The organism is Sinomonas sp. ASV322, assembly GCF_030908245.1.
Classification (GTDB): domain Bacteria; phylum Actinomycetota; class Actinomycetes; order Actinomycetales; family Micrococcaceae; genus Sinomonas.
Genome location: NZ_JAVFJJ010000002.1, coordinates 324513 through 336839 on the forward strand (window position 1 = coordinate 324513; position 12327 = coordinate 336839).

The window sequence follows — 12327 nt, forward strand, 5'->3', positions numbered from 1 at the left end:
GTTTCGGGGCGGAAGAAACGGACGGGGGCGCGGCGCCGCGGCCAGCCGTAGCCTGAACTCATGACCGTCCGCAGCGCTGGCCTCCTCCTGTACCGCCGCATCGCTGGGGCGAGCCCGGCCGCGGAGGGCGTCGAGGTCTGGATCGCGCACATGGGCGGCCCGTTCTGGGCCCGCAAGGACGCCCACGCCTGGTCGATCCCGAAGGGCGAGTTCGCCGAGCCCGAGGATCCGCTTGCGGCCGCGATCCGCGAGTTCACGGAGGAGATCGGCACGGCGCCGCCGTCCGCGGAGTACCGCCTGCTGGGCGAGTTCCGCCAGCCGTCGCGCAAGGTCATCACGGTCTTCACGGCCGAGGCGGACTTCGCGCCCGAGCGCATCGAGAGCAACACGTTCCCACTCGAATGGCCCAAGGGATCGGGCCGCGTCGAGCACTTCCCCGAGATCGACGACGCGGCGTGGTTCGCGCTGCCCGACGCGCGGGAGAAGCTCGTCTCGGGCCAACTCCCGATTCTCGATGCCCTCCTCCAGGAGATCAGTGGCGCCTCTCCGGGGGCATGAACCGCGGCCGACGGACCATTGCTCACAGCGAGAACTGATGTCATGGTGGCGCCATGAGCGACGCAGCTGGTGCTCAACCCCCTGATGACGCGGCACGAAGCCGACTTCGGCGGCGCCTGATCGCCGCCGCGGCAGCGCTCATCCTGGCCGGGGGCGCGGTCTTCGCAACGTTCATCGTCACTTCACAGCGCTCTGCCCCGCCGACGGCGACACCCAGTTCCACGAGCCCGAGCCCGAGCCCGAGCCCAAGCCCGAGCGCGACACCGACGCCAACCCCGACGCCAACCCCCACGCCTCCACCGCCGCCACCGCCCCCATCTCTTCCGGACTTGCCTCACACGCCGATGAACATCTTGGTGCTCGGAAGCGATATCGCCGGAAGCGCGCGCGAGGCGACGGAACGCCAAGAGGCCACCGGCGAACACGAGCCCCAAGATGCAGACACGATCATGCTGATCCACATTCCGGCCGACCGGCACAAGGTCTTCGGGATTTCGATCATGCGCGACAACTGGGTGAACATCCCGGGCTATGGCGTCATGAAGATCAATGCGGGCCTTCAGCTGGCCGGGCCCAAGCTCGTTGTCGCCACCGTTGAATCCTTGCTGCACACCCACATCGACCATTACGTGATGACGGACTTCGGCGGCTTCAAGGCCTTCGTCGATGCCGTCGGCGGAATCGACGTCGACGTCCCAGTGCCCTTCACCTCAACCGTGCCCTACACGGCAACCTTCGAGACCCAGCACACCTTCACGAAGGGCGTGAACAGGTTGGACGGGGAAGCCGCCCTCCAATTCGTCCGCGAACGCCATGCCTTCCCTGACGGCGACTATCAACGAGTGCGCAACCAGCAGGCGTTCGTCCGCGCGATGATGGCCCTCATCCTCAGCTCGGGCAGGGCGCGCGATGCGGTCAATGCGATCGCCCTCATCGCCCTGGCCTCGCCCGTTCTCACGGTGGACTCCGGCTTCGACCCGACCGCGATGGCGGCCCTGGCGTACGCCCTGCGCGGGACCGATCCCGCCGCAGCGGTGTTCTTCACCCTGCCCACGGCCGGCACGGGCTTCTCCGCGGGCGGCCAGTCCATCGTGCTCCCCGACTACGGCGGAATCGAGGAGGTTGCCGCGGCCTTGGCGGCAGACGGACTGGACGACTACGCCGCGGCCCACGGCCTGTGACAAGATCTCACTCGAGCCGGATGGTGACGTTCTTGAACCCGCTGAGGTCGAGGATCAGCCGGCCTTCGCGCTCGTCGAGACGGAGGAGCACAGCCCCGCACGACGGGCAGCGAAGGATCTTGGCGGGCGCGTTGACGTACAGCCGGGCCTCGGCGATGGCGCCCTCCGCCCCGCAACCGCCGCACGTGCCGAGCGCGGCGGTGATGTCGATCGAGAAGACCTCGGACAGGGGGCCGGCGAGCGCGTTGCCGTCGAGGTAGTCGTCTTCGAGGGCCTGCGCGCGGGGCTGGCCCGTCCACACGTTCACGATGTTCCTCCCATCCCCCCGTACCGCTCCGTCTTGATGCGGTCCGGGGCGTGGCCGAGATCGAGGAGCCAGCCCGAGACCGCCTCGACGAAGCCGGTGGCGCCGCAGATGAACACGGCCGGGTCAGAGCCGCCGTCGAGCACGTGCCGCGCGAGCGTTCCCTTGTCGAGCCGGCCCGCGGGCTCGCCGTCGGGCGCCTTCCGCGTGTAGACATACGTGACGTCGAAGGTCTCGCGCTCCGCGAGCGATTCGAGCTCCTCGCGGTAGAACACCGACTCCGGGCTGCGCACGGAATAGAGGAGCCGGAACGGCGCGGGGTGTGCGGCGGCCGCGTGCGCCCGCGCCATGGCCATAAGGGGCACGACGCCGGAGCCCCCTCCGATGAGCTGAACCGGCCCGGAATCCTCGGCCCGCCACACGAACCAGCCTCCGACGGGGCCGCGCACCTCGAGCTGATCGCCGACGGCGAGATCCCGCACGAGATACGGGGAGACCTCGCCGTCGGGCAGTTCCTCGACGGTGATCTCGAATCCGTCGGGCGTCGCCCCGGCGACGGAGTACGAGCGGACAGCCTGGTAGCCGTCCGGGGCCGTGAGGCGGATGTCGATGTGCTGCCCCGCGAGGGCAGGGACGGGTGCGGGGAGGCGCAGGCGGATCGTGCGCGCCGTCGTCGTCTCCTCCCGAAGGCCGACGACGTCGGCGGCCTTCCATGCGCCGCTCACCCGTAGCGCTCCTCACGCCACGGATCACCGTGGAGGTGGTACCCGCGGCTCTCCCAGAAGCCGGGCTCATCCTCGGCCATGAGCTCGAGACCGCTGACCCATTTGGCGCTCTTCCACAGGTACAGATGTGGCACCAGGAGCCGCGCCGGCCCGCCATGCTCGGGCGGGATCTCCCCGCCGTCGTACTCATGGACGATCCACGCCTTGCCGCCCAGCACGTCGTCGAGCGGAAGGTTCGTCGTGTATCCGCCGTAGGAATGGAAGAGCGCGTATTCCGCGTCCGTCTCGACGCCCTCGAAGAGTGCATCGACGGGCACCCCGCGCCACCTCGTGCCGAGCTTCGACCAGCTCGTCACGCAGTGGAGATCGGCAAGGATGTCTTCTTGAGGGAGCGACATGAAGCCGTTCCAGTCCCAATGCCGGCTGCTGCCGTCCGCGGCGAACGAGAAGACCCACTGGTCGCGCTCGATCCGAGGCGTCGGGCCCGCCGAGAGCACGGGGAAGTCCTCGGTCAGGTACTGACCCGGGGGGAGTCCTGGGACGTCCCTCTTCCTGCGGCCCATGAAACCCGAAGAAACAATGCCCATTGCTGCTCCTGAAGAGGTTCTCAGCGTTCGTGCGGCGCCCTTCAGCTCGGACCCTACGCCCGGGGGTGCCGCGAGGGCTAGAGCGCAGCGGACGCGATGGGCAGGCGCAGCGTGAAGACGCTCCCGACGCCGAGCTCGCTCGCGCATTCGAGCTCGCCCCCGTGCTGGACGGCGACCTCCTTTGCGAGCGCGAGTCCCAGCCCCGTCCCGGGTATGCCCGACCGGATCGCTGCCGTGCTGCGCTGGAACCGCGTGAAGACCCGCTGGACGTCTTCGGGTGCAATCCCCAGGCCCTGGTCCTCGACCGTGCACACGGCCCAGTCGCCGTCGCGCGACGCACGCAGCGCGACCTTCGTGCCGGATTCCGAGTACTTGAGCGCATTGGAGACGAGGTTGTCGAGCACTCGGACGAGCCCGGTGCGGTCGCCCATGACGGGGAGTTCGATGTCCGCCGCGACGCTGACGGCAATACCCCTCCCTTCGGCGTCGGGCGCCGCGGAGGCGGCCGCATACGTGAGGAGCCGCGCGAGGTCGAGCCTTGTGCGCGGAACCTCCGCCGTCGTGCCCTCGACCGACGCGGCGAGGATGTCGTCGACCATCTTCCGGAGGTGGCGCGCGTTCCGGCTCATGACTTGAAGGTCGGAACGCGCCTCGGGGCTGAGGGACGGATCCTCTTGGAGGAGCTCGGCGTAGCCGAGGAGGCTCGTGAGCGGCGTCCGGAATTCGTGGGACATGCTCGCGAGGAAGCTGTCCCTCGCCCGCACGGCCGCCACGACCTCGGTCACGTCCGACGACGCCAGCACGATCCCCGCGTGCGCGCCCGCGGGGTCGGAGAACTCGCGGGCCGAGATGGCGACCATGCGCGCGTCCGGTCCGTTCCCGAGCCGGAAGATCTCGTGGTCGAGGGTGGCCCCGGACCGGGCCCGCGCGAGGGGGCGCTCGTCCGCGGCCACGGGCTCGCCACCCTCGCGAAAGACGAGCAGATCACCTTCGAGGGCCGAGGCGCGGCCCTCGGGAAGCGCGACGAGGTAGAGCTGGCGCTGCTTCGCATTGAGGAAGATGTTCTCACCCTGGTCGTCGATCACGAGCACGCCGACGTCGACGGTCTCGAGCACCGTGTCGAGGAGCCGCTCGCGGGTCTCGCTCCGCGCGAGGAGCTCCTCGACGCGAGCCTGCTGCGCGACGCCACGCGATGTCATGGCGGCGATCACGACGGCGACCGTGATGAGCATGAGCGGAGCGACGATTTCCGCGATGAACGAGTGGGGAGCCGCCGACCCGACGATGAGGAGCGGCGTCCACACCATGACGACCGATGCCAACGCGCCGATCCCTACGACAAGCCGTGGGCGATACCCCGACCCGGAAAGCCACATGATGGGGAACACGGCGACGAGGGCGAGCCCCGAGAGGACCGGGGTCTCCGCCGCACGGACCAGCCCGACGGGAACGAAGTCGAGCAGGGGGATGGCAAGCGGTGCCCACGAGGGCAGGCGGCGCCACGGGATCACGGCGCAGGCAGCGAAGATGACGACGGCGATGGCCTGGCCCGCTGCAAAGGCGCCCTCGGAGACGGGCCTGATGCCCGCGAGCGTCACGACCACGTAGATGAGCAAAAGGGTTATGTTGAGGGGGAGCTGGGCGAGGATCACCCGGCCCCGGGGGCCGAGTCCGTCGAATCGGCGCCGGCCCGCCAGCAGGACCTCCAGAAGCTTTTCCACGGCTCTCCAGTCACATTCTTTGTATTCCCCAGACAAGTTTGTGACACAGACCTCGGAAATGCTGGAGCGGACATGTAAAAAGGAGAACATGACACGTCGCGCACTCGTCATCGAGGACAATCCGGACATCCGGCGCCTCCTCGAAGCGACGCTCAGCCGCCAGGGGTTCGACGCCACCAGCGCCGGCGCGGGCTACCCGGCCCTTGAGGCCGCGCGCCGCATCGAGCCGGACCTCATCACCCTCGATCTCGGGCTCCCCGATCTCGACGGCCTCGAGGTATGCCGGACGCTGCGCATGTTCAGCAACGCGTACATCCTCGTGGTCACGGCGCGCGCCGCGGAGGCCGACCGCCTCGAGGCGCTCGACCGTGGTGCGGACGACGTGCTCCCCAAGCCGTTCAGCCCGCGCGAGCTCCAGGCGCGGGTCGAGGCGCTCTTCCGCCGCCCGCGCGCAGCCGCGGCACCAGAGACCGAGCTCCAGACGGCCGCACGCGTCCAGCGTGGCCTCCTCCCGGACCGCGCCCCGGATGTGCCCGGCTACGACATCGCGGGCGCGTGCCACCCGTCGCGGAGCGTCGGCGGCGACTTCTTCGACTGGGAGAGCGACGGCGCCTCGATCGCCTTCACGCTGGCGGACGCGATGGGCAAGGGCATGGGGGCCGCGCTCGTCGCGGCCACCGCCCGGGCTGTGCTGCGCCCGGGCCGCCTCGATCACGGGCCCGGGGCCCTCGTGGGAACGGCGGCGAGGGCGCTCGAGCCCGACCTGCTCCGGCTCGGATCGTTCGTGACACTCCTCCACACACGCCTCGATGCCGCGACGGGCGATTTCACGTACGTCGACGCGGGGCACGGCCTCGGCGTCCTCATCCACCCGGACGGCATGTGGGAGCGGCTCGAGACGTCCGGGCCCCCGATCGGCCTGCTCCAGGGCGCCGAGTGGACGGCTCGCGACGGCCGGCTCGAGCCCGGTGGCACCCTCGTGGCCCTGAGCGACGGGCTGCTCGAAGGGTACGCCCGAGTCGAGGAGGCGCTCGATGCCGCCACGGCGGCCATCGTCGGGGCGCCGGACGCCGCGGCGGCCGTTAGCTCGGTCATCAGCCTTGATTCGACGAATCAGGATGACACGACCGTCATCGTCGTCCGTCGCGCGCCTGCGGGCGCCTCCCCGCAGGGGACGGGGTGAGGCACGTTATAGTCCGCGCCGTCGCGACCCTCACGGTCCTGACCGGCGCGAACTACATCCTGTGGCGGTGGGAGGCCTCGGTCAACTGGGACGTCTGGTGGATCGCCCTCCCGCTCGTCGTTGCGGAGACGTACTCACTCATCGACGTCGCCCTCTTCGCGATCACGGTGTGGCGCGTCCCCGCGCATCGCGTCCCGCCCACACCGCCCGAGGGCCTGCGCGTCGACGTCTTCATCACGACCTACGACGAAGACCCGGAGCTCGTGCTCACGACGGTCAGCGCGGCCCAGGCGATCCGTTACCCCCACCGCACGTGGATCCTCGACGACGGCGCCCGCACCGCGCTGAGCGCGGAGGCCGAGCGGATCGGCGTCGGCTACGTATCCCGCGGGGAAGAGTGGCACGGAAAGCCGCGCCACGCGAAGGCCGGAAACCTCAACAACGCGCTCGAGCAGACCCAGGGCGAGTTCATCCTCATCCTCGACGCGGACCAGGTGCCCACCCCCGAAATCCTCGACCGCACCCTCGGCTACTTCAACGACCGCCGCGTGGCCTTCGTCCAGACGCCCCAGTGGTTCGGCAACGTCCCCGAGTCAGATCCCCTCGGGAGCCAGGCCCCGCTCTTCTACGGTCCCATCCAGCGGGGCAAGGACGGCTGGAACGCGGCCTTCTTCTGCGGTTCGAACGGCATCCTTCGCCGCGAGGCGCTCATGCAGCTCGGCCTCACGGGCTACGTGGGGGACATCGAGCGTCGCGTGCGCCGGGCGCTCGTCGCGGGGCGGCAGGCGGTCCACAGCGCACGACGGCGGCCCGGCGCCGAGGATCCCAAGGTCGCCGCGCTGCTCGCGAGCGTCGACGAGGCCCTCGCCGAGGGCTCGCGGCGGCTTGCGGCGGGTGCGTCGATCGGGGACGCGACCTTCGCCGTCCAGTCGACCGTCGACGCCGCAGTCCGCGCGCTCGTCGCGCAGGATCTCGAGCTCGTCACGGCGGACGCCGCGGCGCTCATCGCGGAATTCAGCGCAGGAATCGCCGCGGAATCCGGGGCCCGGCACCGGGCCGAGGCGCGGCCCGCGGACCTGGCCGCCGCCGTCGAACGCCTCGCGGCCCGCGACCTCTCCCCGCTCGGCGCCCTCGAATCCGTGCGGGACGTCCTCGACCAGGTCAGCGTCGAGCGGCTCCACGAGGCACAGCCGATCATGCCGCTCTCGACCATCTCCGTGACGGAGGACATGTCGACGTCGATGCGCCTCCACGCAGCGGGCTGGCGCAGCGTCTACCACGATGAGCTGCTCGCCGTCGGGCTTGCGCCCGAGGACCTCCCCTCGATGCTCTCGCAGCGCATGCGCTGGGCGCAGGGCACGGTGCAGGTCATGCTCCAGGAGAATCCGCTGACCATGCGAGGCCTCTCGTGGGGTCAGCGCCTCATGTATTTCGGCACGATGTGGAGCTACCTCTCGGGCTTCGCTGCGGTCGTGTACTTCGCGGGGCCGCTCGTGTACCTGCTCGCAGGGGTCCTCCCGGTCCAGGCCCTCAACGTCGACTTCTTCTCGCATTTCGTCCCGTTCATGGTGCTGAATCAGGCGATGTTCCTCATCGTCGCCAACGGCGCGCGCACGTGGCGAGGCCAGCAGTACAACCTCGCGCTGTTCCCGACGTGGATCCGAGCCTGCACGTCCGCGGCCGCGAACGTCTGGTTCGGGCGCCCGCTCGATTTCGTCGTGACGCCAAAACCCCGGGAGGAAAGTCAGCGGGAAAACCAGCGCCAGCGCTCGGGCCGGCACGCCCTCCGGCTCGTGTGGCCCCAGGGGGTGTTCGCGGCCGGCCTCGCCATCGCGTGCATCGTGGGCGCGGCGCGGTGGATTCTTGGGTTGGCCACGGATGTCGGTACCGTTGTCAACGTCGGCTGGGCGGTGTTCGATCTCACACTTTTGAGCGTGCTCGTCGGGGCGGCACGCTACCAGGGGTTCCACACGCAGACCGGGGGCGAGGAGGAAAGATGAAGTTCGCCGTCGAGGAACGGGCAGGCTACACCGAGGTCACGGCGCAGGGGAGGCTCAACATGGTGGGCGCTCCCCTGCTCAAGGCCGCCGTCTCGGATGCCCTCGAGTCGGGGCACAAGCTGCTCGTCCTCAATCTCGGGGAGACCGAATTCATGGACTCCTCGGGGCTCGGGGCGCTCGTCGGCTGCCTCAAGGCGGCCCGCCAAGCCGGGGGCGACCTCCGGATCGCCAATGTCGGAGAGCAGGTGCAGATGGTCCTCAAACTCACGAGCATCGACCGGATCCTCACCCCGTACCCCGCCGTCGAGGATGCATACCGGAATGCGTGACCTGCTCGCCGAAGGGCATGTGCGCGGTTCGGCCACGCCGCAGATCGTCGACGCGGTGCAGGACGAGCTGGCCCGCATGTGGATCGACGCGATGGTGATCGGTCCCGGGGACCGGCTCCCGTTCGAGCTCGCAGTCATCGAGGTCGTCACGAACACGGTCAAGCACGCGCGCCCGCCGGGCGGCGAGGTCCAGCTGGATCTCGAGGTCGAGGTGCGGGCCGACCTCCTGCTCGCGCGCCTCTTCGAGCTCGGGGCCTGGCCGGCCATCATCCCCGAGGGCTCGGGCGAGATGCCCGGCCCCGAGGCCGAAGCGGGGCGCGGCCTCGCGCTCGCACGACAGCTCCTCACGACGATCACGTGCGAGCGGCACGACGGGGCCAACGTCTGGACCCTCACGCTGCGCCCCGAGCACGAGGCGGGATAGCACCCCGGTCTCGGAGAGGACGGGACCATGACGAGAACACGGCCACGCCGGGCGGGGCGCCCGGTTCGGCTGGCCGCCGCCGTCGCCTGTTTCGTCGCCGCCTGCGCCGGACTCGCCGCGTGCACCGGGCCGACGACGGCGGGGCCCACCCCGGCTTTCCCGCCCACCCCACCCGCGCCCCTCACCGCGGCCCCCGGCTCCCGCACCCCGGGGCCTCTCGAGCCGGACGACTGGCCCACCTACCACCGCGACCCGGCCCGCACGGGCGCGGGGCCGGCGTCGCCCGCCCTCGACACGCTCGGCCAGCTCCGCAGCGCCTGGCACGCGCGGCTCGACGGCGCGGTCTATGCCGAGCCGCTCGTCGTCCGCGGCCGGGTGATCGCGGCGACTGAAGCGAACACCGTGTATGCCCTCGATGCGACAAACGGTCAGGTCGTGTGGCAGCGCAACCTCGGAGCTCCGATGCGTGCCTCGGCGCTGCCGTGCGGGAACATCGACCCCTTGGGCATCACGGGAACGCCCGTGTACGACGCCGCCACAGACCTCGTGTTCGCGGTCGGGGAACTCTCCGACGGCCGCCACGAACTCGTGGGTGTCGACGCGGGCGACGGTTCGCTCGTTGTGCGGCGCGAGGTCGAGCCGCCCCACGGTGACCGGATCGCGTACCAGCAGCGCGCCGCCCTCGCCCTCCTGAACGATCGCATCTACATCGCCTATGGCGGGCTCTACGGCGATTGCGCCGACTACACCGGCACGGTGCTGTCGGTGCCCACCACGGGCGGCGGGCCCATCGAGGCCTACGTCGTGCCGACCCGCCGTCAAGGCGGCATCTGGGCGCCCGGCGGGCCCACGGTGGACGGTTCGCGCCTGCTTGTGGGAGTGGGCAACGGGTCCTCGACCACCGATTACGACGGCTCCGATTCCCTCCTCGCGCTCAGCGCCTCGCTCGAGCGCATCGACTTCTTCGCCCCGTCCACCTGGAGGCAAGACAATGCGGGCGACGCCGACCTCGGCTCGCTCACTCCCGTCCGGGTGGGGCCCTACGTGTTCGCGGACGGCAAGAGCGGGACCGCCTACCTGCTCGATGCGGGACACTTCGGAGGGATCGGCGGCGCCCTCGCGCAGGCCTCGGTCTGCCGGGCGTTCGGCGCCCCGGCAGTCACGGACATGACCCTCTATGTCCCGTGCCGCGGCGGGCTGCAGCAGGTGACCGCGGTGTCACCGGCCGGAATCCACCTCGGCTGGCGGCTTCCCGTGCGCGCGGCCGGCTCGCCGGTGACGGGCTACGGGGCGGTGTGGGTCGTCGACTACGAGACCGGGGACCTCTACGCCCTCGACCCCGCGAGCGGGAGCGTCCGGCAGCACGCGCAGCTCGGCCCCGTGCCGCATTTCGCGACCCCGACGCTCTCGGGCGGGAGGGTGTTCGTGGGAACGCTCGACGGCGTCGTAGCCCTCGCCGCCGGGTAGCGCGTGGTCACCTCCACCCCACGCGTGGTCAGCTCTCGCCGGGCTCTGCTCCGGCCCTACCGCGGACGACGGCGGCCCGCGCCCGAGTGTCTCGACCTGCCTCCCGCAGCACCGGGCTTCCCCTGCCCTGCGGGCTTTCCGGTACCACGCGCGGGCTTCCCTGAGCGGGCGGCCTTCGCGGCCCGGCTCGCCTCATTCCTGGCCTTGGCCTCGGCCGACTGGGACGAGGCACGATCGGAGCGTCGCTGCTTCGCTGCCTCCTGCTGGTCGCGCTGGACCGAGGCCTGGCGGGAACTGCTCGCGGACCTCCCCCGCACGATCCCGATGAACTCCTGAACCGTCTCGCTCTCGTTGTCACGGAGCCACGCGACACCCACCTCGTATCCCGGAACCCCCGTGACGGGCCGGTAGCGAAGCTCCTTGCGGTTGAAGTGGCGCACGACGCTCATGGGAAGGATCGCAAGGCCCGCCCCGCCCTCGACGAGGTCGAGGCGTTCGGAGGCCCCGCCGTCGTACTCGAAGAGCTCGTCCTCGATCTCGGCGAAGGGCACCTCGTCGAACGCCTGGATCTCGTGCCCCTTCGGCGCGACGACGACGGGCACCTCTTCGTAGAGGGGGATGACGTGGAGGCCCTCGCGGTCCGCGGGGAGCCGGATGAAGGCGAGATCGGCGCGGCCCTCGCGCACGGCGGCGAGCTGGGCGCCGTCGTCGACCATCTCCGAGGCGAGCGGAGTCTCAGGGAAGCGCTCTTCCCACCGGCGGAACCATTTGCCGGGCGAGACTCCCGCGACAAAGGCGACACGAAGACCAGCCGGGACGGGGCTCTCGGAATCCATGCGTCAACCGTAGCCCGATAAGTCATGAGGGGGTCCATGGGTGGCGTCGTCAGCGCGCTGCCCGCCAGGCGCACGCGTAGCCCGGCTACGCTTGATCCATGACTTCCCCCAAGCCTCAGTCCATGAAGCCGGCCACGGCCGCCAAGAAGCTGGGTGTGCACCTGCCCGCGACCCCGGCCGAGTTCCAGGCGGGCGAGGTGACGCGCGAGCAGCTCAGCGAGCTCCAGGCGAACCCGCCGGAGTGGCTCGCGGAGCTGCGGCGGTCCGGCCCGCACCCGCGGCCCGTCGTCGCACAGAAGCTCAACGTGACGATCAGCGGGCTGGCGCGCGGCGGGGTCTCCGAGGCGCTCACCACCGAGCAGATCTCAGAGCTCCTGCAGAACCGGCCGCAGTGGCTCGTCGACGAGCGCGCCAACATGGCGGCCGTGCGCGAGGAGCAGAAGCGCGTGCGGGAGGCGGCAGCGGCCAAGTCCCAGAAGAAGGTCAAGGCGGACCCGCGCCACTACCACTGACAGACCGCGTGGCCACGTCCCGCCCGACACGACGCGTGGCCAGCTCCCGTTACGCCGGGAGGTTGGCCTCGAGCAGCTCACGATGGGTCCCGGCCGCCTCGTCGTGAAGGTGAGCGCCGGCCTCGGTGAGCTCCACGTAGAGCGATCGGCGATCTTCGGCGCACGCAGCGCGCTGCACGTAGCCGGCCTTCTCGAGCCGGTCGACGATCTTCGACAGCGCGCTCTGCGTCATCGGCGAGACCAGGGTGAGGTCCTTCATGCGGCACCCCTCGGCGCGGTGCTCGGCGAGGAGGTCCAGCGTCTCGAACTCGTTGAGGCCAATGCCGTGGCGTGAGGACAGCTCGCGGTCGAGCGCGTTCGAGGTCTTGAGATAGGCGCATTGGAGCGCCCGCCATTGCTCGACGAGCTCCTGTGTGGCCTCCGTGGACATGCCCCGATTCTACCTCGACGCGGAATCTAATTCCACATCATCTTTTTCCTTGTCATTGAATGATGCGTCA

14 protein-coding genes are annotated in these 12327 nt (G+C 70.3%); 8 read left to right on the plus strand and 6 right to left on the minus strand.

Annotation, left to right across the window (positions count from 1 at the left end):
• The first annotated feature begins 60 nt into the window (after positions 1-60).
• Together RBS12_RS04130 and RBS12_RS04135 are read left to right on the plus strand one after the other, a co-directional pair.
• On the plus strand, positions 61-558 hold the full coding sequence (locus RBS12_RS04130; protein ID WP_307964797.1) for an NUDIX domain-containing protein: 498 nt from the start codon (positions 61-63) through the stop codon (positions 556-558).
• A 344-nt stretch (positions 559-902) separates the two neighbouring features.
• Complete coding sequence (locus RBS12_RS04135; protein ID WP_307964798.1) at positions 903-1739, plus strand: LCP family protein; 837 nt, start codon at positions 903-905, stop codon at positions 1737-1739.
• A gap of 7 nt (positions 1740-1746) precedes the next feature.
• On the opposite strand, the gene RBS12_RS04140 is transcribed toward RBS12_RS04135, so the two are convergent.
• The 4 genes from RBS12_RS04140 to RBS12_RS04155 all read right to left on the minus strand — a co-directional run bounded on the left by RBS12_RS04140 (position 1747) and on the right by RBS12_RS04155 (position 5076).
• Positions 1747-2046 carry a DUF6510 family protein gene (locus RBS12_RS04140; RefSeq protein WP_307964799.1) on the minus strand — a complete coding sequence of 100 codons (300 nt, stop codon included), beginning with the start codon at positions 2044-2046 and terminating at the stop codon, positions 1747-1749.
• Positions 2043-2768 (minus strand): FAD-binding oxidoreductase, encoded by a 726-nt coding sequence (locus tag RBS12_RS04145; protein ID WP_307964800.1) that lies wholly within the window; start codon positions 2766-2768, stop codon positions 2043-2045. The genes RBS12_RS04140 and RBS12_RS04145 overlap by 4 nt, the downstream gene beginning before the upstream one ends.
• Positions 2765-3355: a molybdopterin-dependent oxidoreductase gene (locus RBS12_RS04150; RefSeq protein ID WP_307964801.1), complete on the minus strand. Its 591-nt coding sequence runs from the start codon at positions 3353-3355 to the stop codon at positions 2765-2767. The genes RBS12_RS04145 and RBS12_RS04150 overlap by 4 nt, the downstream gene beginning before the upstream one ends.
• Before the next feature lie 77 nt (positions 3356-3432).
• Positions 3433-5076, minus strand: coding sequence for an ATP-binding protein (locus RBS12_RS04155; protein ID WP_307964802.1), 1644 nt, complete (start codon positions 5074-5076; stop codon positions 3433-3435).
• 88 nt (positions 5077-5164) lie between these two features.
• Between RBS12_RS04155 and RBS12_RS04160 the strand changes: the two genes are divergently transcribed.
• Genes RBS12_RS04160 through RBS12_RS04180 form a run of 5 tightly spaced genes read left to right on the plus strand, consistent with a single transcriptional unit; the run spans position 5165 to position 10479 of the window.
• The gene (locus RBS12_RS04160; RefSeq protein ID WP_307964803.1) at positions 5165-6259 is read left to right on the plus strand and encodes a SpoIIE family protein phosphatase; all 1095 of its coding nucleotides are present in this window, start codon (positions 5165-5167) and stop codon (positions 6257-6259) included.
• Entirely contained in the window at positions 6256-8259 is a 2004-nt protein-coding gene (locus RBS12_RS04165; protein WP_307964804.1) for a glycosyltransferase, read from the plus strand. Before RBS12_RS04160 ends, RBS12_RS04165 begins: the two co-directional genes overlap by 4 nt.
• Complete coding sequence (locus RBS12_RS04170) at positions 8256-8588, plus strand: STAS domain-containing protein (protein WP_307964805.1); 333 nt, start codon at positions 8256-8258, stop codon at positions 8586-8588. The genes RBS12_RS04165 and RBS12_RS04170 overlap by 4 nt, the downstream gene beginning before the upstream one ends.
• Complete coding sequence (locus RBS12_RS04175; protein WP_307964806.1) at positions 8581-9012, plus strand: ATP-binding protein; 432 nt, start codon at positions 8581-8583, stop codon at positions 9010-9012. Before RBS12_RS04170 ends, RBS12_RS04175 begins: the two co-directional genes overlap by 8 nt.
• Positions 9013-9039: 27 nt before the next feature.
• Entirely contained in the window at positions 9040-10479 is a 1440-nt protein-coding gene (locus tag RBS12_RS04180) for a PQQ-binding-like beta-propeller repeat protein (RefSeq protein ID WP_307964807.1), read from the plus strand.
• Between the two features lie 56 nt (positions 10480-10535).
• On the opposite strand, the gene RBS12_RS04185 is transcribed toward RBS12_RS04180, so the two are convergent.
• On the minus strand, positions 10536-11315 hold the full coding sequence (locus RBS12_RS04185; protein ID WP_307964808.1) for a LysR family substrate-binding domain-containing protein: 780 nt from the start codon (positions 11313-11315) through the stop codon (positions 10536-10538).
• A 98-nt stretch (positions 11316-11413) separates the two neighbouring features.
• On the opposite strand from RBS12_RS04185, the gene RBS12_RS04190 reads away from it, so the two are divergent.
• Positions 11414-11827 carry a DUF5997 family protein gene (locus tag RBS12_RS04190; RefSeq protein WP_307964809.1) on the plus strand — a complete coding sequence of 138 codons (414 nt, stop codon included), beginning with the start codon at positions 11414-11416 and terminating at the stop codon, positions 11825-11827.
• A 49-nt stretch (positions 11828-11876) separates the two neighbouring features.
• Here the strand turns inward: RBS12_RS04190 and RBS12_RS04195 are convergent, their stop codons facing one another.
• On the minus strand, positions 11877-12257 hold the full coding sequence (locus RBS12_RS04195) for a MarR family transcriptional regulator (protein ID WP_307964810.1): 381 nt from the start codon (positions 12255-12257) through the stop codon (positions 11877-11879).
• Between the last annotated feature and the right edge of the window lie 70 nt (positions 12258-12327).

Excerpts from the sequence above, each read along its gene's own strand:
- RBS12_RS04175 (WP_307964806.1), top strand. The coding sequence starts at position 8,581 with ATGCGTGACCTGCTCGCCGAAGGGCATGTGCGCGGTTCGGCCACGCCG.
- RBS12_RS04150 (WP_307964801.1), bottom strand. The coding sequence starts at position 3,355 with ATGGGCATTGTTTCTTCGGGTTTCATGGGCCGCAGGAAGAGGGACGTC.
- RBS12_RS04180 (WP_307964807.1), top strand. The coding sequence starts at position 9,040 with ATGACGAGAACACGGCCACGCCGGGCGGGGCGCCCGGTTCGGCTGGCC.
- RBS12_RS04195 (WP_307964810.1), bottom strand. The coding sequence starts at position 12,257 with ATGTCCACGGAGGCCACACAGGAGCTCGTCGAGCAATGGCGGGCGCTC.
- RBS12_RS04160 (WP_307964803.1), top strand. The coding sequence starts at position 5,165 with ATGACACGTCGCGCACTCGTCATCGAGGACAATCCGGACATCCGGCGC.
- RBS12_RS04130 (WP_307964797.1), top strand. The coding sequence starts at position 61 with ATGACCGTCCGCAGCGCTGGCCTCCTCCTGTACCGCCGCATCGCTGGG.
- RBS12_RS04190 (WP_307964809.1), top strand. The coding sequence starts at position 11,414 with ATGACTTCCCCCAAGCCTCAGTCCATGAAGCCGGCCACGGCCGCCAAG.
- RBS12_RS04170 (WP_307964805.1), top strand. The coding sequence starts at position 8,256 with ATGAAGTTCGCCGTCGAGGAACGGGCAGGCTACACCGAGGTCACGGCG.
- RBS12_RS04185 (WP_307964808.1), bottom strand. The coding sequence starts at position 11,315 with ATGGATTCCGAGAGCCCCGTCCCGGCTGGTCTTCGTGTCGCCTTTGTC.
- RBS12_RS04135 (WP_307964798.1), top strand. The coding sequence starts at position 903 with ATGAACATCTTGGTGCTCGGAAGCGATATCGCCGGAAGCGCGCGCGAG.